An 18,161-nucleotide genomic window follows, 5' to 3' on the forward strand; every position below is an offset into this window, starting at 1 on the left:
CGCGGACCCGGCGCCTGCGCGCCCGCCGTGGCGGTGGCCTCGGCGGCGCCGCCCGCCTCGCCGGCGGCCTCACCCGGCGCCGGCCGGTGGTCGATCATCAGGAACGCGATCAGCGCGGCGACCAGCAGGATGCCCATCGCGACCCAGGTGGCCACCACGTAGCCGTGCACCGCGCCCTGGGCCTGGACCCCCGGATCGGCCGAGATCCGGGTGGCGAGGTAGCTCGCGGTGGCGCTGGCCGCGATGGTGTTGAGCAGTGCGGTTCCGAAGGAGCCTCCCACCTGCTGGGCCGAGTTGATGGTGGCCGACGCGGCGCCCGCCTCGCTGGGCGCGACGCCGAGGGTGGCCAGGCTCATCGACGGCATGAAGACCAGGCCCATGCCGAAGCCGAGCAGCAGTTCGGCGGGCAGCACCATGCCGGCCCACGGGCTGTCCACCTTCATCTGGGTCAGCCAGGCCATGCCGGCGGCGGCGAGCAGGAGCCCCGGCCCGATCAGGTTGCGGGACGGCACCCTCGTCATCAGCCGGGCCGCGAACCCGGTGGAGGCGATGACGATGGCGGCGGTCATCGGAAGGAAGGAGACGCCGGACATCACCGGCGAGAACCCCTTGATGACCTGGAGGTAGTAGGTCAGGAACAGGAACAGGCCGAACATCCCGATCATGGCCAGGCCGATCGAGAGCGCGCCGCCGCCGCGGTTGCGCTCGGCGACGATGTGCAGGGGCAGCAGCGCGTGTTCGGTGCGCTTCTCGACCAGGACGAACACCACGAGCAGGACGACGCCGAGGATCAGCGAACCCAGCACCAGCCAGTCGCCCCAGCCCCGGGTCACCGCCTCGGACGTGCCGAACACGATGGCGAGCAGGCCGCCGCAGCCGAGCACCGCACCGGGCAGGTCGAGTTTGATCCGCCGGCCCTTGCCGATGTGGTCGCGGGAGAGCACGGAGAAGGCGGCGAAGGCGGTGACCACAGCGATCGGGGTGTTGACGAACAGGCACCAGCGCCAGTTCAGGTACTCGGTGAGCAGCCCGCCGGCGAGCAGGCCGATCGCGGCGCCGCCGCCGGCGATCGCGCCGAAGATGCCGAAGGCGGTACTCCGTTCCTTCGGGTCGGTGAACGTGGTGGAGAGCAGCCCCAGGGCCGAGGGAGCGAGCAGTGCGCCGAAGGCGCCCTGGAGGGCGCGGGCCCCGAACAGCATCTCCGGGCCGGTCGCGGCGCCGCCGATCGCGGAGGCGAGGGCGAAGCCGAGCAGGCCGACGGTGAAGACGCGTTTGCGGCCGAAGAGGTCGCCGAGCCGGCCGCCGAGGAGGAGCAGACCTCCGAACGCCAGCGTGTAGGCGGTGATCACCCACTGCCGGTCGGCGTCGGATATGCCGAGGTCCTTCTGGGCCGACGGGAGGGCGATGTTCACGATGGTGATGTCGAGGACGATCATCAACTGGGCGATCGCGATGACCGCCAGGGCCCACCAACGGCGGGGGTCCGGCGTCTCATGACGGGTGGCAGCAGTGGAAGACACTGGGGGAGCCTTTCCGGAGGGGTGCGGAGAGGTCACGCAGTCGACTTCCAGCCAAACGCGCGTTCGGGCGGATGGCAAGGAAAAAGCTCACCAAATAGGGTGAAACAGGACCAAAGAACCAGAGGTGCGGGACCGGAGGACGAGCGGCTCCCGGGCCGGAGGACGGACGCCCCGGGCCGGACGCCCACCACGTGCTCCGGACGGCCCGAGGACCCGGGAGACCTCAGGACCGGACGGCCCGGGGCCGGAACGGGCGGGGCCCCCGGGGCTGACACCCCGGGGGCCACCGAGCGGTCCCGCGCCTCGGGCGCGGGGTCCGCCGCGCCTACAGCGCCGACAGCTCCGCGACCAGGTCGTCCAGGCCCAGCGAGCCCTGCGACAGCGCCGCCATGTGCCACGCCTTGAGGTCGAACACCTCGCCGCGCGCCTCGTGCGCCGCCCGGGCGGCGGCCCGGCCCCGCAGCCAGGCGCGCTCGCCCAGCTTGTAGCCGATCGCCTGGCCGGGCATGCCCAGGTAGCGGACCAGCTCGCTGTCCAGGAAGTCGGCCGACAGCCCGCAGTACAGGCCGAAGAACTCGCGCGCGGCGTCCGGCGCGACCGGCTCGCCCGCCCGGTACGGCGAGTCGGCGGGGAAGTCGAGGCCGGCGTGCATGCCGATGTCGACGATGACCCGCAGCGCCCGCATCATCTGGGCGTTGAGGTAGCCGAGCCGGTGGCCCGGGTCGGTCAGGTAGCCCAGCTCGTCCATCAGGCGCTCGGCGTACAGCGCCCAGCCCTCCAGGTTGGCGCTCACCCCTCCGACGCTGACCTGGTAGGTGGAGAGCCGGTCGGCGACGTAGCTCCACTGCGCGAGCTGCAGGTGGTGGCCGGGAACGCCCTCGTGGTACCAGGTCGAGACGAGGTCCCACTGGGGGAAGCGCTCGCGGCCGAGGGTGGGCAGCCAGGTGCGGCCGGGGCGGGTGAAGTCCAGCGAGGGGGCGGTGTAGTACGGCGCGGCGGCGCTGCCGGCCGGGGCGATCATCGACTCGACCCGGGTGATCGGCTCGGCCAGGTCGAAGTGGGTGCCCTGGAGGTCGGCGATCGCCCCGTCCATCAGGCCCTGGAGGTAGGTGCGGGCGGCCTCGGCGCCGTGCAGCGCGGGGCCGTCGCTCTCCAGCCACTTCATGGCCTCCATCGGGGCGGCGCCGGGCCGCACCTTCTCGGCCTCGGCCTGCATCTGGGCGTTCAGGTCGTGGAACTCCTCCCAGGCCCACGCGTACGCCTCGTCGAGGTCGAGGTCGGCGCCCGTCCAGTAGCGGACCCAGCGGGCGTAGCGCTCACGGCCGGCGGTGTCGGAGACGTCGGCGGCGGCCGGGCCGTAGACGTCACGCAGCCAGTCGCGCAGCTCGGCGAGCGCCCCGGCGGCGGCCACGGCGTGCTCGGCGAGGCCCGCGCGCAGCGCCTCGGGGGCGTCCTGGACCAACTCGCCGAACCAGCCGCCGGGCACGTCGCCCGCCAGCCACTCGCCCAGCTGGCCGGCCACGGTGGTGACCTGGCGGGGGCCGGAGAGCAGGCCGCGCCGGATGCCCTCGTCGAGGGTCTCGCGGTAGCCGGTGAGCGCGGCCGGCACCCGGGCGAGACGGCGGCCGAGGACCTGCCACTGCTCCTCGGTGTCGGTGGGCATGAGGGTGAAGACCTCGCGCACGTTGTGCACCGGCGAGCCGAGGTTGCGCACCGCCCGGTAGACCTCCCCCGCGTCGTGCACGGCGAGCTCGGCGGTGAGCCGCTCGCGCAGCAGGCGGGCGCAGCGCCGTTCGGCCTCGTCCCGGGGGGTGCCGGCCGCCTCGGCCGCGTCCAGTGCCGCCTCGGCCGCGTCGAGCCGGGCGAGGGTGCGGCGGCCCAGCGCGGCGATCGTCTCGGCGCCGGCCGGGGAGAGGTCGGGAAGGCGGTCGTCCTCGGGGTTGAGTCCCAGGTACACCGCGGTCAGCGGGTCGAGCTCCGCGAGCTCCCGCACGTGGTCGTCCGCGATACGGCGGGGGGTGGTGCCGTCGGAGGTGATCAGTTCAGCCATCCGGACATCATTTCGCGGCCGGAGCCGATTGCAAGCCCCTGACGAGTGGCATGGACCGGCCAATTCGGACGAACGACCGGTTTTCGCCGGAAGGTTCAGCCGGGCAGGTGGCGGATCCGCCACCTGCGCAGGGCCGCGCCCGGGTCCCAGACCGGCCGTCCGCGCGCGAAGCGGAAGAAACAGAGGCCGATCAGGACGGCGCTGAAGTGCCCGAGATCCGTGAACGTGTGCGAGACGGCGAGCGGCAGACCGTAGAAGAGCAGCACCCCTCCCCCGTACACCGCGCGCCAGCGGCCGGCGAACCGGTAGGTGAGCACGGCGACCACGCCGGCCAGCGCGTACGAGACACCGACGTCCACGGTCTCGGCCATGCTCCGCTGCAGGCTGCCCCGGACGATCCCCCAGGCGACCACGCCCTCGCTCACCAGCGTGGCCAGCACGTGCGCGGTCGCGGCGACCGTGAACCAGCGCAACGTCCCCAGCCAGCGCTCGGCGTTGGCGTGGAACAGGGTGAAGAGGACGGCGTACGACGGCCAGCTCGCCTGCTCGGTCCAGAGCGCGCTGGCCACGAGGGCGTGCACCGGCCGCTCGCGCAACTGGTCGAGGTTGGTCGAGCGAGCGGCCAGGAACCAGTCCAGGGTGGCCGGGTCCGTCCGCGCCACCACGAAGCTGGTGACCCCGAGGAGCAGCAGCCACAGGTACGTCCCGGGGGCCGAGCGGACCCACCGCACCACCCCGCGCGGCAACCCGCGCAGCCCGCCGGCCCGACTCCCCCGTCCCGGCGACTGCGCCATCCGGCGGGCCCTCCTCGGTAGCGCGGACGATCGGTCCCATCCTCGGTGGTCTCGCGGCCGCCCGCCTCCGGACCGGGCCGCCCGGCACCGGGCCCGCGACGTCCGCAAACGCCCGTTCGGAAGATCGGTGCACGGCCGGATCCCATCCGGCCCGCGGCGACTACGCTGGCCGCCATGGAAGCCAGCTCAGCGCCCGTCCCGCCCGCACCCGAGCCGGCCCGGCCGCGGCGGGCCGGATACCGGCGGCTGCCGGTGCAGCAGCGGCGGGAGCAGCTGATCGAGGTGGCGCTGGAGCTGTTCGCCACGCGGCCGCCCGAGGAGGTCGGCCTGGACGACGTCGCGGAGGCCGCCGGAGCCTCCCGGCCGCTGGTGTACCGCTACTTCGCGGGCGGCAAGCAGCAGCTGTACGAGGCCGCGCTGCGCAGCGCGGCCGAGGAGCTGACCGGACGGTTCGCGGTACCGCTCGCCGGCACCCCGACCGAGCAGCTGTCGGCCGTGCTGGAGCGGTACTTCGCCTTCGTCGAGGAGCACGGCGCCGGCTACTCGGCGCTGCTGCGCGGCGGTTCGGTGGTGGAGACGGCGCGGACCTCGGCGATCGTGGACGACGTCCGGCGGGCCGCGCTGAAGCGGACACTGCGGCACCTCGGGGTCCGCGAGGCCGGACCGCTGCTGACCCTGCTGGTGCGCTCGTGGATCGCGGTGGTCGAGGGCGCCTCGCTGAGCTGGCTGGACGAAGGGCGGGCGCTGCCGGTCTCCGAGCTTCGGGAGTGGCTGGTGGACCAGTTCGTGGCGATGGCCGCGGCGTCGGCGCTGCACGATCCGCAGACCGCCGGGGTGCTGACGGCGCTGCTGGCCCTGGAGGGCGAGGACTCGCCCCGGACGGCGCGGCTGCGGGAGATCCTCTCCCCGCGCTGACCCGCCTCCGGGTGCCCCGTCTGCGCGTGCCCTGCCTGCGCGTGCCCCGCCTGTGCCCTGCCTGTGCCCTGCCTGTGCAGCGTCGGACCTCTGCCCCGGACCGGCCGGACCCTCTGGCCCTCCGTTCCGTGCGTCGCCGTCGCCGTCGCCGTCGCCGTCGCCGACCCCGACCTCCGACCCCCGTGCCAAGGGTCGGGTGCGCGGGCGCTCAGGCCTTGCCGAGCACCTGGCGCTGCCGGCCGAGCCCGTCGATCTCGATCTCGACGATGTCGCCCGGCGCCAGGAAGGGCGTGCCCGGGCGGCCGAGGGTGACGCCGGCCGGGGTGCCGGTGACGAGGACGTCGCCCGGCTCCAGCACCATGAACTGGCTCGCGTAGCGGACCAGCTCCAGCACCGGGAAGATCATCTGCCCGGTGGAGCCGTCCTGCCGCAGCTCGCCGTTGACCCAGAGCCGCAGCGGGAGCCGCTGCGGGTCCGCCACCTCGTCCGCCGTCACCAGCCAGGGCCCGAGCGGGGTGAAGGTCTCCGCCGACTTGCCCTTGTCCCACTGGCCGCCGCGCTCGAACTGGAACGCCCGCTCGGTGACGTCGTTGGCGATGGTGTACCCGGCTATCACCCCGGCCGCCGCCGCGTGGTCCTCCAGGTAGCGGCCGGTGCGGCCGATCACCACCGCCAGCTCCGCCTCGTAGTCCGTCTTCTCGCCGCCGCGCGGCACCAGCACCTCGTCGTACGGGCCGACCACGGTGGAGCTCGGCTTGAGGAAGATCACCGGCTCGTCCGGGACCGGCGCGCCGGCCTCGGCCGCGTGGTCGCGGTAGTTGAGCCCGATGCCGACCACCTTGCCCGGCCGGGCGACCGGCGCGCCGACCCGCCGGCCGGCGATGTCGGCGACCGGCAGCCGCCCGGCCGTCACCGCGCCGGCCAGTTCGGCCAGGCCGGCGTCGTCCAGCCCGGCGAGGAACCCGCCGTCGATGTCCGCGGTCACCCCGGAGAGGTCGTACGCGGTGCCGTCCTGACCCAGCACGACCGGGCGCTCGGCGCCCGGCGGGCCGACACGGAGGAGCTTCATCTGAGCCTCACCATCAAGTTCGTCGCAGGTCACCGGGGCGGTCGCGGACCGCGCCGGCCTCTTGTCCAGGAGGTATATCAACGGCCCGCACCCCGGGACCAGACCGTCCCGGTCGGCGAAATCCTCCCAACCCGCCCGGGCCCGGGCCCCGCCTTTCGGCCGCCCGCACGGTTGACACCCCACGGGCACCCCACGGGCACCCACGGGCACCCCTCACACCCCCGCCCGGCACCCCCCGCGGGCACCCCGCCGCCGCCCCGCCGCCGCCCGGATCGCGCCCTCCCCGCCCTCCCCGCCCGCCGTCACGCCGACGGCGAAAACCCCACGCCCAAGGCGAACACGAGGACTGAACGACCGCCCCGCGGTCCAGGATTCCGGCATGGAGATCACCCGCATACGCCCCGAACTGACCCTCATCACCCTGGACTTCGGCCTCGTCTACCTCTGGCGCGACGAGGACGGCACGCTGACCCTGGTCGACACCGGCATCGCCGGACAGGCCGACGCGATCGAGGCGGGGATCCGCGCCGTCGGCGCCGACCCGGCCGCGCTGCGCACCGTCGTGCTCACCCACTACCACGAGGACCACATCGGCTCGGCGGCCGAGCTGGCGAAGCGGCTGGGCGCCGAGGTAATCGCGCACCGGCTGGAGGCACCGGTGATCCGCGGCGAGCAGGACGAGGCGCCGTTCGTGCTGAGCCCCTTCGAGCAGCAGATCTGGGACAGCCTTCCGCCGCGTCCACCGGCCCCGCCGTGCGAGGTGCACCGCGAGGTCGAGGACGGCGAGGTGCTCGGCTTCGGCGGCGGCGCGGTCGTCGTGCACGTGCCGGGGCACACCGCCGGCTCGATCGCCCTGCACCTGCCCGGCCCCGGCGTGCTGTTCACCGGGGACGTCGCGGCCAACGTGGACGGCCGGACCATGCCCGGCGTCTTCAACGCCGACCCGGCCCTGGCCGTCGAGTCGTTCCGCCGGCTGGCCGCGCTGGACTCCCGGACGGTGCTGTTCGGACACGGCGACCCGGTCGTCGAGGACGGCTCAGCCGTGCTGCGGCGTGCCGTCGAGCAGCTGGGCCAGCACTAGCGGCCGGGCCGGGCCGGGGCCCGCGAGCAGGGTCTCGCGCTCCCAGCGGTCCAGGTCGCGTTCGACGTCGGCGCGGGCCCGCTCGTGGCCGTCCAGGGCGGGCACCAGGTCGCGCAGCAGCGCGACGGCCGCCCCCGGGCTGCCCGAGCGGGCCAGCCAGAGCGCCAGGTCGTGGCAGGTCCGCAGGGTCCGCGGGTCGGCCGGTCCGAAGGCCCGGGCGAACTCGGGGATCAGCGCGGTCAGCTGCTCGACGGCCCGGTCCGGCGAGCCGGCCGCACCGCGCCGCCAGGCGTCGTCGGCCCTGGTCCGCAGCTGCTCCGGGTCGGGGCCGAGCCTGACGTCGCGCAGCCGCCGGCGGACCTCCGCCGCGTCGGCGGGCCGGTCGGCCGGGTCCTTGGCGAGCAGCTGCAGGACCAGCCGGTCGAGCGCCGGGTCCGCGGTGCGCAGCGGCGGCGGGGCCTCGTTGAGGTGCTGGAACATCATGGTGACCGCCGAGCCGGCGTTGAACGGACGGCGGCCGGTGGAGAGTTGGTAGAGCAGCACGCCGAGCGCGTACAGGTCCGTCCGGCCGTCGATGTGCCCGCCGGCCCAGCACTCGGGCGCCAGGTACGGCGGGGTACCGATGACCACGCCGGTGGAGGTGAGCCCGCTGCCGGACTGGGTGAGCAGGCGGGCGATGCCGAAGTCCAGCACCTTGGCCTCGCCGGTGTCGGCGATCATGATGTTCTCGGGCTTGATGTCCCGGTGCACCACGCCCGAGCGGTGCGCGGCGTCCAGCGCCTTGCAGACCTGCCGGACCCACTTGAGGGAGAGCGTCAGGTCGGGGGTGCCGTCGCGGAGCAGCGCGGAGAGCGGACGGCCCCGGACCAGCTCCATCACCAGGTAGTGCGTCCAGCGGGAGCCGTCCTGCACCCGGCCGTAGTCGTGCAGGGTGACGATGTGCGGGTTGGAGAGGCCGCCGACGGTCTTGGCCTCGCGGACGAACCTGCTGACCGCCTCGTCGTCGGTGGCCTTCTCCTCGGAGAGCACCTTGAGCGCGACCGACCGGCCGATGGTCTCGTCGTAGGCGGCCCACACCACGCCGAAGCCGCCCTGACCGAGCTCCCGGTCCAGCCGGTAGCGGCCGCCCACGACATCGTCCGCCTTCATGCCTTCCCCCAAGTCCGCCGGAATCGAACGCCGTTCATCCTGACCGGGTCACGATAGCGGTGGGGGAAGGCCTGGAGGTGAACGGGTCAGGCCTTGGGCTTGGGCAGGCCGACCGGATTGACCTCGGAGGTCGGGACGGCCTCGGCGTCCAGCCCCCAGCGCTTCAGCACCTGGCCGTAGGTGCCGTTCTTGATGACCTCGTTGATCGCGCCGTTGAGCGCCTGGACCAGGCCGTTGTCCTTCTTCGTGGTGGCCCCGATCTTGCCGAGCACGTCGGCGCCGCCGCCCGAGTAGGTGCCGATCACCTCGGTCTCGCCGGTCTGCACGCCGTGGAAGGCGGCCACCGGGTTGGGGCCGACGTAGGCGTCGATCCGGCCGGAGGAGAGCGCCAGGTAGTAGTCGGACGAGCTCTGGAAGTACTTGATGTCGGCGGCCTTCAGACCGTTCTTGACGTTCTCCTCGTTCCAGGAGATCAGCAGCTTCTCCTGGTTGGTGCCGGACGAGACGGCGACGGTCTTGCCGGCGATGTCCTTGGGCCCGGTGACCTTCCAGCCGCTGCCCTTCTTGGCCTCGAAGCCGAGGATGTCGAGGCGGTAGGTGGCGAAGTCGTACTTCTCCTTGCGGGCCTCGGTGACGGTGATGTTGGAGATGCCGACGTCGTACTTGCCGCTGTCCAGGCCGACGAAGATGTTCTCCCAGGAGACCGGGTTGAACTCGACCTTGAGGCCCAGCACGTTGCCGACCAGCGAGGCGATGTCCGGCTCGACGCCGATGATGGTCTTGTCGTCGTTGGCGTAGAAGTCCAGCGGCGGGGTGGTGCCGAGCGAGTCGACCACGGTCAGTGTGCCCCGCTTTCTGATCTCCTCCGGCACCAGCGCCGCGATGGCGTCCACCTTGGGCGTGGTCACCCGGTTCTGGTCCGGGGTGAGGTTCACCGTGGTGCCGTTCGGCGCGGTGCTGCCCTTCGCGGGGGCGAGTTCCGCCGTCGCGTCCGAGGAGCTGCCGCAGGCGGCCAGGGTGAGGGCGGCGGCGAGCGCGGCGGCGGCGGTCACGAGGGCGCGACGGGGTAGGGACATGGCGGAACTCCTGCGGATGGAAGGGGGTCGTTCGGGAGGGTGGTGGTTCGGAGGACCTCGGCTCGGAGGACCTCGGCTCAGAGGACCTCGGCTCAGAGGACCTTGGCCAGGAAGGCCCTGGTCCGCTCGTGCTGCGGGTCGTCGAGGACGGCCGCCGGGGAGCCCTGCTCGACCACCAGGCCGTCGTCCATGAAGACCACGGTGTCGGCGACCTCGCGGGCGAAGCCGATCTCGTGCGTGACCACGATCATCGTGGTGCCGCCCCGGGCGAGGTCCTTGATGACGTCGAGCACCTCGCCGACCAGCTCCGGGTCGAGCGCCGAGGTGGGCTCGTCGAAGAGCAGCACCTTCGGGTCCAGCGCCAGCGCGCGGGCGATCGCCACCCGCTGCTGCTGGCCGCCGGAGAGCTGGCGCGGGTAGGCGTCCTCCCGGTCGGCCAGGCCGACCCGGTCGAGCAGTTCCCGCGCCCGGGCCCGGGCCTCGGCCTTGGGCCGGCGCAGCGCGCTGACCGGCGCCTCGACGATGTTCTCCAGCACCGTCAGGTGCGGGAAGAGGTTGAAGTTCTGGAAGACGAACCCGATGTTGGTCCGCTGCCGCAGGACCTCGCGCTCCTTCAGCTCGTGCAGCCGGTCCCCCGACCGGCGGTAGCCGATCAGCTCGCCGTCGATCGCCACGAAGCCCCTGTCGAGCTTCTCCAGGTGGTTGATCGACCGCAGCAGGGTGGACTTGCCGGAGCCGGACGGACCGAGCACCACGGTCACCGAGCCGACCGCGACGTCGAGGTCGACGCCGCGCAGCACGGCCTGCGGGCCGAAGCTCTTGTACAGGCCGCGGACCTGCACCATGGGCTCCGCGGCGGGGGCGGGCTTCTCGACGGCGGTGGTCACGAGCGTCCTCCGGGGGCGGTCTCGACGGTGCTGGTGCGGGCACGCAGGCCCTGGGCGAAGGTCCGGGCCCGCTGGAGCGGAGTGGGTGGCGGGGTCCGGTCGGCGCCCCGGGCGAAGTAGCGCTCGACGTAGTACTGGCCGATCGACAGCACGGTGGTGAGCAGCACGTACCAGACGGTGGCGACCATCAGCATCGGCACCACCCGGCCGGTGCGTCCGTAGACCACCTGGACCTGGTAGAAGAGCTCGCCGATGGCCATCACGTAGACCACCGAGGTGCCCTTGAAGAGCGAGATCACCTCGTTGGCGGCGGACGGCAGGATGCCGCGCATCGCCTGCGGCAGCACGATCCGCCAGGCCTGGCGCCAGCGCGGCACGCCCAGCGCGGCGGCGGCCTCCCGCTGGCCCGCGTCGACGGCGATGATGCCGCCGCGGATGATCTCGGCGGCGAACGCGGCCTGGTGCAGCCCGAGGCCGAGCACGGCCGCGCCGAGCGCGCCCAGCACGCCGATCGTCTCGAAGTCGCCGACGGTCGGGCCGAACGGGATGCCGATGCCGAACGTCTTGTAGAGGTACGACAGGTTGAACCAGAAGACCAGCTGGACGATCAGCGGGATCGAGCGGAACGCCCAGACGTACGCCCACGCGATGGACTGCAGGATCGCGCTGCGGGAGAGCCGCATCGCGGCCACCACGGCGCCCAGCAGGAAGCCCAGCAGGGTTCCGTAGGCGGTGAGTTCGACGGTCCGGCCGACCGCTCGCAGGATGGTGTCGGCGGAGAAGTAGACCCGGAACGTCGCCCAGTCCCAGCCGGGGTTGGTGGCCAGCCCGTGGGCGAACTGGGCGAGCACGACGAGCGCGGCGACACCGGCCGCCCAGCGCCAGGGGTGCCGGGCGCGGACGGTGCGCAGCTCGGCGAGCTCGCCGAGGTCGAGCGGGGCGGTGTCCGGTCTGCCCGCGGACTTCCCGGGGGCGGCCGGAACGGCCGGGGTCGTGGTGGTGACGGTCATGGTGGGATTCCTCCAAGGGCCCCGGGGCCCGGACAGGGGGTCACGCGTGCTCGGGCGGGCTGATCTGGGACTCCTTGATGGCCGAGTCGGCCACCCCCCACTTCTTCAGGATCCGCTCGTAGCTGCCGTCCTTGATCAGCTGGTTGACCGCCGCCTGGAACGCCGGGGTGAGCGTGGAGCCCTTCTTGAACGCGAAGCCGACGTCCAGCCGGTGGAACTCCCCGAGGAACTTGGTGCCGGACGCCTCCTGGGAGGCCTGGTAGCGCAGACCGTTGATGGTGGACATCGAGATGTCCACCCGGCCCTGCTGGAGGCTGGTCAGCGCGGCGCCGGCGTCGCTGAACGCCTTCACCTCGTAGGGCTTCTTGCCGGCGTCGGTGCAGACGTTCTTCTTGGCGTTGAGGGTGGTCTCGAAGGTGGTGCCGGCGCCGGTGCCGATGGTCAGGCCGCACAGCTGGACCAGGTCGGTGACCGGCTGGATGCTCGTGTTGTCCTTCTTGACCGCGAAGCCCTGGCCGTCGTCGATGTAGGTGACGAAGTCGATGGTCTTCAGCCGGGTCGCGGTGACGCCGAAGTTGCCGGTGCCGACGTCGTACTTGCCGCTGCCCAGCGCGGGGAGGATGGTCTCGAAGGCGGCCTCCTCGCGCTGCACGGTCAGGCCGAGCAGCTTGGCCACCGCGTCGGAGAAGTCGATGTCGAGCCCGGCGGCCTTCTTGGTGGCCTGGTCCGCGTAGAACGCGCTGGGCGGGGCACCGAACGAGGAACCGAACTTGACCGTCCCGGCGGCGCGGACCTCCGCGGGCAGCAGGGCGGCGGCGGCGTCCGACTTCTTGAGACCGGAGATCAGGTCCTCGGCGGCGGCGGAGACGGCCTGCCCGCCGGGGCCCGGCGTGCCCCCGCTCTTCGGGTCCGAGCCGCACGCGGCCAGCACCAGGATCGGCAGCAGGGCGGTCGACGCGAGCAGGCGGCGGGCGGTGGTGGTTCTCACGGGGGCTGGTGCCTTTCGGTGCTTCGGTGCTTCGGTGCGGGACTCGGCTTCGGTGCCGGGCGCGGCTTCGGTGCGGGACGGTGTCTCGGTGCGGCTGGGTGCTCCGGTGCCCCTGGGTGCTCCGGTGCGGCCGGGTGCTCGGGCGGTGCAGCGGTGAACCGGTGCGGTCGGGCTCACCGCAGGTCCTTCTCGAACGGCAGCGGGCCGATGGTCAGCGGGTCGGCTCCGACGTCGAACTGCGGGGTGTAGCCGGTGGCCAGGTACAGCTCCTTGGCCTCCGGCTGGAGCGGCCCGGTGGTGAGGAAGATCCGGCTGTAGCCGACCGCCGCGGCGGCCCGCTCCAGCTCGACCAGAACCCGGCGGGCCAGGCCCCGGCGGCGGTGCGCCGAGTGCGTCCACATCCGCTTCACCTCGGCGGTCCGCTCGTCGTACCGCTTGTACGCGCCGCCCGCCACCGGCTCGCCGTCCTCCAGGAGGATCAGCAGCACGCCGTCCGGCTCGGTCCAGCTGTCGGCCGGGTAGCGGGTCATCTCGCTGTGCGCGGACGGTCCGTACCGGCGGACGTACTCCTCGGTGAGTTCGCGCAGCAGCGGCTCGACGAGCGGGTCGTCGATGGTGACCCGGCGGACCTCGACGTCGAGGCCGGTGCCGGGGCCGGCGCCGCTCACGCCTGCACCGCGATCAGCTGCTGCCGGTCCCGCTCGTCCCGCTCGGCCCTGGCCGCCTTCTCGGCGTCCCGCTTGGCGACCTCCTCGCGGACGATCGGGATCACGTGCCGGCCGAAGTCGATGGTGTCGCCGATCAGGTCGTAGCCGCGCGCCGAGAGGATGTCCACGCCGAGGTCGTAGTAGTCGAGCAGCGCCTGGGCGACCGTCTCCGGGGTGCCGACCAGCGCGTTGGAGTTGCCGGCCCCGCCGGTGGCGGCGGCGGTCGGGGTCCACAGCGCCCGGTCGTACCGCTCACCGGCCTCGGCGATCTCCAGCAGTCGCCGGGAGCCGGTGTTCTCGGGGGCGGTGCCCTGCGGCTGCCCGCGGCGGACCAGCTCGCCGCCCTCCCGGCGGGCCTTGATCGCGTCGACCGTCCGGTGCGCCTTCTCCCAGGCCAGTTCCTCGGTCGGCGCGATGATCGGCCGGAACGCCACCTGGATCCGCGGCACGTCGCTCCGCCCGGCGGCCCGCGCCGCCTCCTTCACGCGCTCGATCTGCTCGGCGGTCCGGGCCAGCGGCTCGCCCCAGAGGCAGAAGATGTCCGCCTCGGCGCCGCCGGCCGCGTAGGCCGCCTCCGAGGAGCCGCCGAAGGAGACGCCCGGGCGCGGCTGCTGCACCGGGAAGACGTCGGAGACGAAGTCGTTGAACCGGTAGTACTCGCCCTCGTGGTCGAAGGGCTCCCGGCTGGTCCACGCCTTCTTGACGATGCCGATGTACTCCCGGGTGCGGGCGTACCGCTCGTCCTTGGTGAGGAAGTCGCCCTCGCGCTGCTGCTCGTGGTCGTTGCCGCCGGTGATGAAGTGGACGGTGAGCCGGCCGTCGCTGATCCGGTCGAGGGTGGCGAAGGTCTTGGCGGCGAAGGTCGGGTAGGACACGTTCGGCCGGTGGGCGAGCAGGATCTGCAGCTTGTCGAGGCGCGAGGCGAGGAAGGCCGCGGCGGGTGCCGGGTCGGGGGCACCGGCGCCGTAGGCGAAGAGCACACGGTCCCAGCCGTGGTCCTCGTGGGCGCGGGCCAGCCGCAGGGTGTAGTCGCGGTCGAAGGCGGCCGTGGTGCGGGCGGTGGTCTCCGAACCGTCGCCGGTGGCGGCTATGCCGAGGAATTCGACGGGCATGGTGGTGGAACCTTTCGGGTCGTGCGCGGTCCGGTGGGCTGCGGGTGGGCAGGCCGGAGAGGGCCCTGGCGGGGCCGGGCCGTGGTGCTGGACGGGCGCGTACGGGGTGGTGGCGGTGCGGTGGCCGGGTGGGCGGGTCCCCGGTGAACGGGTCGCGGGTGAGCGGGACCGCCCGGGTGTGCGGGGTGGCGTGCATGACCGGTCGGCCGGGGCGGGAGGGGAGACTGCCGGAGCGCAGAGCTGGGGAGGAGAGGGGCGGCGGCAGCGTGCGCCAAACGAACCGTCAGGTGACGACGGCTCTCCCGGCCCGCGACGGGGCACCGAGGGAAGGTCCTCCGCAGGAGGACGGGGCCGGCTGGACGGCCCGCTGCCGGGTCAGCCGCGACACGCCGCGGACCACACTCGACCGAAGTCGATGTGGTCGCGGGTGACCAGGGGCTGCTCGGCGTACATGGACCCAAGTTGAGCAGTGAACCATGCATGGCGTCAACCACCCTCCATTACCGCTCTGTTGCGATCTCCTGTCGCCCCGCGACGCGGCCCGGGACCCCGGCGCACCACCCTTGACAGCCGCCGATCGCTCATGCGTACGATCACGGAGGAGTGCAGTGCAGGGCCGGCCGTGTTGAGGGACACGGGCCGGCCGCAACGGCCGTACGTGACCACGCCGTGCCCCCCGCCTGCCCGCATCTCCGCCCTCCCGCCTGGAGCCTCCGCATGGCCACCCCGCAGGACGTCCTCCCCGCTCCCGCCCTCACCGCCACCACCGCCGCACCACCACCGGCCGCCGCCACCGACGCCACGGCGGCCGACGCCCGGATCGTCGCCCGCCGCCGGACCGGCCAGTGGGTCTCCGCCGCCGTCGCCCTGCTGGTCTTCGCGATGGTCGTCAACTCCCTGGTCCGCAACCAGGCGTTCCAGTGGGACGTGGTGGCCGACTGGTTCACCGCCACCTCGGTCCTGAACGGCCTCACCCTGACCCTCTGGCTGACCGCCGTCACCCTCGCCCTCGGCTTCGTGCTCGGCACCGTCCTCGCCACCATGCGGCTCTCCACCAACCCGGTGCTGCGCACGCTCAGCTGGGTCTACATCTGGATCTTCCGCTCCACTCCGGCGCTGGTGCAGCTGCTGCTCTTCTTCAACATCGGCGCGCTCTACCCGACCCTGGGCATAGGCATCCCGTTCGGCCCGGAGTTCCTCACCGTCAAGACCGTCAACCTCTTCGGCCCCACCCTGACGGCCGTCGTGGGCCTGACCCTGCTGGAGGCCGCGTACGCCGCCGAGGTGGTGCGCGGCGGGATCCTCTCCGTCGACCGCGGCCAGCTGGAGGCCGCCTCGGCGCTCGGGATCGGCCGGCTGCGGGTGCTGCGGCGGATCATCGTCCCGCAGGCGATGCGCTCCATCGTGCCCACCGCCGGGAACATGCTGATCAGCGCGCTCAAGGGCACCAGCATCATCAGCGTGCTGGCCGTCTCCGACCTGCTCTACTCGGTCCAGCTGGTCTACCTGCAGTCCTACCAGGTCATCCCGATGCTGATGGTCGCCACCATCTGGTACATCGTGATCACCACCGTCCTCTCCGTCGGCCAGTACTACGTCGAACGGCACTACGCGAAGGGCGCCACCCGGGAGGGCCTGCCGCCCACTCCGCTGCAGAAGGCCCGGACCGCGTACCGGCGACTGCGCGCCGCGGCGGACGCCGACACCGGCGACACCGGCTCGGGCTCCGGCACCGACACCGCCCCGGGCTCCGGCACCGGCCCGGGCTCCGACACCGGCACCGGCCCGGGCTCCGGTCACGCCTCCGCGAAGGGGGCCGCCCGATGACCGCCGAGAGCACCCTGGTCGTCGTCGGCGCCGGCCCGCGCGGCACCGGACTCCTGGAGCGGATCGCCGCCAACGCCGCCGAGCTGCTGCCCGCCGACCGCCCGCTGCACATCCACCTGGTCGACCCGTACCCGCCCGGCGCCGGCCGGATCTGGCGCCACGAGCAGTCCCCCCTGCTCCGGATGAACTCGATGGCCGAGGACGTCACGATGTTCACCGACGAACGCTCCACCATCGACGGACCGGTCCGCCCCGGCCCCTCCCTCGCCGAATGGGCCTCCCACATCGAGGAGTTCGAGCCCTACCGGGAACTGACCGACCCGACCGTGCTGGCCGAGCTGCGCACCCTGGCGCCCACCGACTTCCCCACCCGGCGGGCCCAGAGCGCCTACCTGGACTGGGTGTTCCGCCGCGCCGTCGCCGACCTGCCGCCGCACGTCACCGTCACCGTCCACCGGGACACCGCGCACCGCATCGAAGGGCCGGTCGACGGCCCGCAGCTCGTCCACCTCACCGACCGGGTCCTCACCGCCGACCACGTCGTCCTCACCCTCGGCCACCTCGACTCCGCCCCGGACCCCCGGTACTCCGCCGACGCCGAGTTCGCCGCCCGGCACGGCCGCTACCACCTGCCGCCCGCCTTCTCCGCCGACGCCGACCTCGACGGCATCGCCCCCGGCGAGCACACCGTGCTGCGCGGCTTCGGGCTCGCCTTCGTCGACCTGGTCTCGCTGCTCACCGAGGGCCGCGGCGGACGCTTCGACCGGACCGACGACGGCCTGGTCTACCGCCCCTCCGGCCGGGAGCCGGTGATCCACGTCGGCTCGCGACGCGGCGTGCCCTACCACTCCAAGACCGACTACCGGCTCCAGGGCCCGCGCGCGCCGCTCCCCCGCTACTTCGACGCGACCGCCGTCGACGCCCTGCTCGACCGGCCCGGACCGATCGAACTACGGCGCCAGGTCTGGCCGTTGATGGCCAAGGACATCGGCTTCGGCCACTACCACGAGCTGTTCCACGCCCACCCCGAACGCACCGCACTGCCCTGGGCGGACTTCCTCGCCGGCTACGACGCCCACGACTGGTACTCCCCCGAACTGAGCGCCCTGGTCGAACGCGCCGTCCCCGACCCGGCCGACCGGCTCGACCTCGAACGCCTCGACTTCCCCCTCGCCGGCCTCCAACTCGGCAGCGACGAAGAACTCCAGGCCCACCTGCGCCGCTACATCACCGAGGACGTCGACCGCCGCGCCGACCCCGCGTACAGCGCCGACCTCGGTGCCTTCCTCGCCCTGCTCTCGCTCTTCGGCCAGCTGCCCCGGGTACTCGCCTCCGGCCGGCTCACCGCCCGCTCGGTCGCCGAGGACGTCGACGAGTGGTTCTTCGGCTACTTCAGCTACCTCGCCTCCGGGCCGCCCGGCTTCCGGCTGCGCCAGCTGCTCGCGCTCTCCGAGGCCGGCGTGGTCCGCTTCCTCGGCGCGGGCGTCAGGGTCGAACGGGACGAGGCCGGTGGCACCTGGCGGGCCTCCGGCGCCACCGTGCCCGGCCACACCGTCACCGCCACCGCGCTCGTCGAGGCGTACCTGCCCAAGCACGCCCTGACCCGCACCCGCGACCCCCTGCTGCGCGACCTGCACCGCACCGGGCGCATCGTCGAGGAGGTCGTCACCGACGAGGAGTACACCCACCGCTCCGGACTGCTCACCATCCGGCCGGGTGACAGCCGCGTCCTCGACCCGGCCCTCGACGACGGACCGCACCCGCGCCGCACCGCCCTCGGCCCGCACACCAGCCTCCGGGCCGCCGCCGCCTTCGCCCGCCCGCGCACCGACTCGCCCGGCTTCCGCCAGAACGACGCCGCCGCACGGGCCCTGCTCTGCACGCTGGCCCGGACCGGCTCGGCCGTCGCGGTCTGAGCGCCCCGGTGGGAAGGGGGGCGGACCCCGGTCCCGTCCCCTCCCCACCGGGCCCCGCGC

15 protein-coding genes are annotated in these 18,161 nt (G+C 73.3%); 4 read left to right on the forward strand and 11 right to left on the reverse strand.

What is annotated here, in order from left to right; all coding sequences use genetic code 11:
* The 3 genes from ABZY91_RS02865 to ABZY91_RS02875 form a co-directional block, all read right to left on the reverse strand.
* On the reverse strand, nucleotides 1-1,520 hold a 1,520-nt coding region (locus tag ABZY91_RS02865), incomplete at its 3' end, for an MFS transporter (protein ID WP_355399319.1).
* Between the two features lie 325 nt (nucleotides 1,521-1,845).
* Nucleotides 1,846-3,570: a DUF885 domain-containing protein gene (locus tag ABZY91_RS02870; protein WP_355399321.1), complete on the reverse strand. Its 1,725-nt coding sequence runs from the start codon at nucleotides 3,568-3,570 to the stop codon at nucleotides 1,846-1,848.
* 95 nt (nucleotides 3,571-3,665) lie between these two features.
* Nucleotides 3,666-4,364: a rhomboid-like protein gene (locus ABZY91_RS02875; RefSeq protein WP_329952236.1), complete on the reverse strand. Its 699-nt coding sequence runs from the start codon at nucleotides 4,362-4,364 to the stop codon at nucleotides 3,666-3,668.
* Between the two features lie 174 nt (nucleotides 4,365-4,538).
* On the opposite strand from ABZY91_RS02875, the gene ABZY91_RS02880 reads away from it, so the two are divergent.
* Complete coding sequence (locus ABZY91_RS02880; RefSeq protein WP_355399323.1) at nucleotides 4,539-5,279, forward strand: TetR/AcrR family transcriptional regulator; 741 nt, start codon at nucleotides 4,539-4,541, stop codon at nucleotides 5,277-5,279.
* 208 nt (nucleotides 5,280-5,487) lie between these two features.
* Here ABZY91_RS02880 and ABZY91_RS02885 read toward each other — a convergent pair whose 3' ends face one another.
* Nucleotides 5,488-6,348, reverse strand: a complete 861-nt coding sequence (locus tag ABZY91_RS02885) for a fumarylacetoacetate hydrolase family protein (RefSeq protein WP_355399325.1) — start codon at nucleotides 6,346-6,348, stop codon at nucleotides 5,488-5,490.
* A 379-nt stretch (nucleotides 6,349-6,727) separates the two neighbouring features.
* On the opposite strand from ABZY91_RS02885, the gene ABZY91_RS02890 reads away from it, so the two are divergent.
* Nucleotides 6,728-7,429, forward strand: a complete 702-nt coding sequence (locus ABZY91_RS02890) for an MBL fold metallo-hydrolase (protein WP_329952239.1) — start codon at nucleotides 6,728-6,730, stop codon at nucleotides 7,427-7,429.
* On the opposite strand, the gene ABZY91_RS02895 is transcribed toward ABZY91_RS02890, so the two are convergent.
* The 7 genes from ABZY91_RS02895 to ABZY91_RS02925 form a co-directional block, all read right to left on the reverse strand.
* Nucleotides 7,385-8,578, reverse strand: coding sequence for a serine/threonine-protein kinase (locus tag ABZY91_RS02895; protein WP_329952240.1), 1,194 nt, complete (start codon nucleotides 8,576-8,578; stop codon nucleotides 7,385-7,387). The two genes, ABZY91_RS02890 and ABZY91_RS02895, sit on opposite strands and share 45 nt — an antisense overlap.
* 86 nt (nucleotides 8,579-8,664) lie before the next feature.
* Complete coding sequence (locus ABZY91_RS02900) at nucleotides 8,665-9,654, reverse strand: ABC transporter substrate-binding protein (RefSeq protein ID WP_329952241.1); 990 nt, start codon at nucleotides 9,652-9,654, stop codon at nucleotides 8,665-8,667.
* Nucleotides 9,655-9,746: 92 nt separating this feature from the next.
* On the reverse strand, nucleotides 9,747-10,499 hold the full coding sequence (locus ABZY91_RS02905; protein WP_329952294.1) for an amino acid ABC transporter ATP-binding protein: 753 nt from the start codon (nucleotides 10,497-10,499) through the stop codon (nucleotides 9,747-9,749).
* A 38-nt stretch (nucleotides 10,500-10,537) separates the two neighbouring features.
* Nucleotides 10,538-11,551: an amino acid ABC transporter permease gene (locus ABZY91_RS02910; protein ID WP_355399328.1), complete on the reverse strand. Its 1,014-nt coding sequence runs from the start codon at nucleotides 11,549-11,551 to the stop codon at nucleotides 10,538-10,540.
* A gap of 40 nt (nucleotides 11,552-11,591) precedes the next feature.
* Entirely contained in the window at nucleotides 11,592-12,539 is a 948-nt protein-coding gene (locus tag ABZY91_RS02915) for an ABC transporter substrate-binding protein (RefSeq protein WP_329952243.1), read from the reverse strand.
* 173 nt (nucleotides 12,540-12,712) lie between these two features.
* Entirely contained in the window at nucleotides 12,713-13,207 is a 495-nt protein-coding gene (locus ABZY91_RS02920; RefSeq protein WP_329883064.1) for a GNAT family N-acetyltransferase, read from the reverse strand.
* Nucleotides 13,204-14,358 carry an LLM class flavin-dependent oxidoreductase gene (locus ABZY91_RS02925; RefSeq protein WP_329883065.1) on the reverse strand — a complete coding sequence of 385 codons (1,155 nt, stop codon included), beginning with the start codon at nucleotides 14,356-14,358 and terminating at the stop codon, nucleotides 13,204-13,206. The genes ABZY91_RS02920 and ABZY91_RS02925 overlap by 4 nt, the downstream gene beginning before the upstream one ends.
* Nucleotides 14,359-15,075: 717 nt before the next feature.
* Here ABZY91_RS02925 and ABZY91_RS02930 point away from each other — a divergent pair.
* Together ABZY91_RS02930 and ABZY91_RS02935 are read left to right on the forward strand one after the other, a co-directional pair.
* Nucleotides 15,076-16,185, forward strand: coding sequence for an amino acid ABC transporter permease (locus ABZY91_RS02930; RefSeq protein ID WP_355399331.1), 1,110 nt, complete (start codon nucleotides 15,076-15,078; stop codon nucleotides 16,183-16,185).
* Nucleotides 16,182-18,101, forward strand: a complete 1,920-nt coding sequence (locus ABZY91_RS02935; RefSeq protein ID WP_355399333.1) for an FAD/NAD(P)-binding protein — start codon at nucleotides 16,182-16,184, stop codon at nucleotides 18,099-18,101. The genes ABZY91_RS02930 and ABZY91_RS02935 overlap by 4 nt, the downstream gene beginning before the upstream one ends.
* Nucleotides 18,102-18,161: the final 60 nt, after the last annotated feature.

It is taken from the genome of Kitasatospora sp. NPDC002965 (assembly GCF_040611255.1).
Lineage (GTDB): Bacteria > Actinomycetota > Actinomycetes > Streptomycetales > Streptomycetaceae > Kitasatospora.

Excerpts from the sequence above, each read along its gene's own strand:
- ABZY91_RS02870 (WP_355399321.1), bottom strand. The coding sequence starts at position 3,570 with ATGGCTGAACTGATCACCTCCGACGGCACCACCCCCCGCCGTATCGCG.
- ABZY91_RS02875 (WP_329952236.1), bottom strand. The coding sequence starts at position 4,364 with ATGGCGCAGTCGCCGGGACGGGGGAGTCGGGCCGGCGGGCTGCGCGGG.
- ABZY91_RS02880 (WP_355399323.1), top strand. The coding sequence starts at position 4,539 with ATGGAAGCCAGCTCAGCGCCCGTCCCGCCCGCACCCGAGCCGGCCCGG.
- ABZY91_RS02885 (WP_355399325.1), bottom strand. The coding sequence starts at position 6,348 with ATGAAGCTCCTCCGTGTCGGCCCGCCGGGCGCCGAGCGCCCGGTCGTG.
- ABZY91_RS02890 (WP_329952239.1), top strand. The coding sequence starts at position 6,728 with ATGGAGATCACCCGCATACGCCCCGAACTGACCCTCATCACCCTGGAC.
- ABZY91_RS02895 (WP_329952240.1), bottom strand. The coding sequence starts at position 8,578 with ATGAAGGCGGACGATGTCGTGGGCGGCCGCTACCGGCTGGACCGGGAG.
- ABZY91_RS02900 (WP_329952241.1), bottom strand. The coding sequence starts at position 9,654 with ATGTCCCTACCCCGTCGCGCCCTCGTGACCGCCGCCGCCGCGCTCGCC.
- ABZY91_RS02905 (WP_329952294.1), bottom strand. The coding sequence starts at position 10,499 with ATGGTGCAGGTCCGCGGCCTGTACAAGAGCTTCGGCCCGCAGGCCGTG.
- ABZY91_RS02910 (WP_355399328.1), bottom strand. The coding sequence starts at position 11,551 with ATGACCGTCACCACCACGACCCCGGCCGTTCCGGCCGCCCCCGGGAAG.
- ABZY91_RS02925 (WP_329883065.1), bottom strand. The coding sequence starts at position 14,358 with ATGCCCGTCGAATTCCTCGGCATAGCCGCCACCGGCGACGGTTCGGAG.
- ABZY91_RS02930 (WP_355399331.1), top strand. The coding sequence starts at position 15,076 with ATGGCCACCCCGCAGGACGTCCTCCCCGCTCCCGCCCTCACCGCCACC.
- ABZY91_RS02935 (WP_355399333.1), top strand. The coding sequence starts at position 16,182 with ATGACCGCCGAGAGCACCCTGGTCGTCGTCGGCGCCGGCCCGCGCGGC.